This is a genomic window from Ligilactobacillus salitolerans, assembly GCF_003864415.1.
Taxonomy (GTDB): Bacteria; Bacillota; Bacilli; order Lactobacillales; family Lactobacillaceae; genus Ligilactobacillus; species Ligilactobacillus salitolerans.
In genome coordinates, this window is the sequence record NZ_BFFP01000127.1 from 1 (window position 1) to 348 (window position 348).

The window sequence follows — 348 nt, forward strand, 5'->3', positions numbered from 1 at the left end:
ATACTCCGCTAATTTATTGATCTCAACTCGCGCTAAATAATTTCCACTGGGATCAGTACTCAATTGGCTGTCGACCGTGGTTAAAACTAATTCAACATCCTTCAAGCTGTAATCACGAAAGACTGCCCGCAGTAGCTTTTGAATCAGTTCTGGATGTGATTGACTTAAGCGCTCCTCCAGCTTGCGACGGACATGAAAATGATCTAGCTGATGGATCCATTGTTTAGCACCACTCCCGAAACGTTCAAACTTGTCCGCAGTATAACCACTGCCGTTATCAGAGTTAGTAATAACGACCGTTTCTCGCAAGTCGTAGTGGGCGTGCAGGTACATGTCTGCTTGCCAGAA

The 348-nt window shown here is 45.1% G+C and carries 1 pseudogene; it reads right to left on the reverse strand.

The window, feature by feature from the left end:
- Nucleotides 1-348: pseudogene (locus tag LFYK43_RS12665) on the reverse strand (ISLre2-like element ISLca4 family transposase); the annotation flags it as partial.